Origin of the sequence: Chitinophaga sp. (assembly GCF_035564935.1) — a bacterium.
Taxonomy (GTDB): Bacteria; Bacteroidota; Bacteroidia; order Chitinophagales; family Chitinophagaceae; genus Chitinophaga.
Window position 1 is genome coordinate 1 of record NZ_DATMTE010000102.1, and the last position, 1,520, is coordinate 1,520.

Below are 1,520 nucleotides of genomic sequence, written 5' to 3' on the forward strand. Positions count from 1 at the left end.
CAGCGCAGTGGCGAACCCGGTAAAGATGACGCCCAGTTCTGGATCAGGGGCATCAGCACTTTTGGCGCAGGTTCCCAGCCGCTGGTGCTGGTAGATGGTGTGGAAAGACCACTGAACAATGTAGAGCCGGAAGACATTGAAAGCTTTTCTGTTTTGAAAGATGCTTCCGCTACTTCCGTTTATGGTATCCGGGGCGCCAATGGCGTGATCCTTGTTACCACGCGCAGGGGCAGCGTTGCTAAAGCCGCCATCAATTTCAAATATGAGAAAGGCGTGCAGAATGCTACCTCTAAACCGAAGTATGTAGACTCGCCCACTTACCTGGAACTGCTCAATGAAGCCAACCTGGCTACCAATCCTAACTATGTAACGCCTTATACCGAAGAGGTGATCAATAAATACCGCTCAGGAGAAGACCCGGTGCTATATCCTAACGTAGACTGGATGGGATTGATGATGAAAAACTTTGCCAACAGCCAGCGCGCTACCCTGAATGTAAGCGGCGGTACCGAAAAAGCGAAGTATTATGTAGCCGGTAGTTATTACGATGAATCCGGTGCATGGTCTACCGATGCGCTTACCAAATATGATTCACAAACAAAACTGAAACGGTTCAACTTCCGTTCCAATACCGACCTTGACCTGCGCAAGGATCTGCAACTGAGCCTGGGGCTGGGCGGTTATCTTACCCTCAGCAATTATCCCGGCGATGGTAACACCGATGCCGTATGGTATTATATGGGCCTGGCCACACCTGCCAAATACCAGCCAACTATTCCCGATCCTGTTTATCCCGGTAAAAAGATCTATCTGAACAGCGGCGGCGGTGGTAACATCAACCCGCTGCAATACCTGGAAGACAGAGGTTATACCAACGCCTGGAACAATACGCTGCAAACGGATATCTCCCTGAAATATGATGCCGCAGCCATCACCAAAGGATTAAAAGGCGGTATCAAATTCGCCTACGATGCTTATTCACATAACCAGATCCAGCGTACCAAGGGCGGCGACCAATGGACTATTGTGCCACCAGGCCGTGATGCAGATGGTAACCTGGTGCTGCAGAAAATTTACAGCGGCACTACCAATCTCGGCTATACGAAATCGGCCGGTGGCAACCGCCGTATTTATTTCCAGGGGGATATTAACTATGACCGGCAGTTTGGCGATCACCGCGTTGGTGCGCTGTTGCTGTATAACCAGCAGGACTACCAGGATGCGGATGCCGCCAATGCTATCAACGCCATTCCCTTCCGTTTTATGGGCCTGGTAAGCAGGCTTACCTATAACTACCGCGCAAAATATTATGCAGAAGTGAACGGCGGGTACAATGGTTCGGAAAACTTTGCCAAAGGCCATCGCTTCGGTTTATTCCCCTCTTTTGCCGCAGGCTGGATGGCTTCAGAAGAACCTTTCTTCAAAGCGCTGGTGCCGGAAAAATGGATCACCTACCTGAAGTTCCGTGCCTCTTACGGTATTAAAGGAAATGACCAGATCGGCGGCAGAAGGTTCGCCTA

The 1,520-nt window shown here is 50.4% G+C and carries 1 protein-coding gene; it reads left to right on the top strand.

Going from position 1 to position 1,520, the window contains the following annotated elements; genetic code table 11:
- Positions 1-1,520: SusC/RagA family TonB-linked outer membrane protein (locus VN105_RS02805; RefSeq protein ID WP_325637704.1), on the top strand; the 1,520-nt coding region annotated here is incomplete at both ends.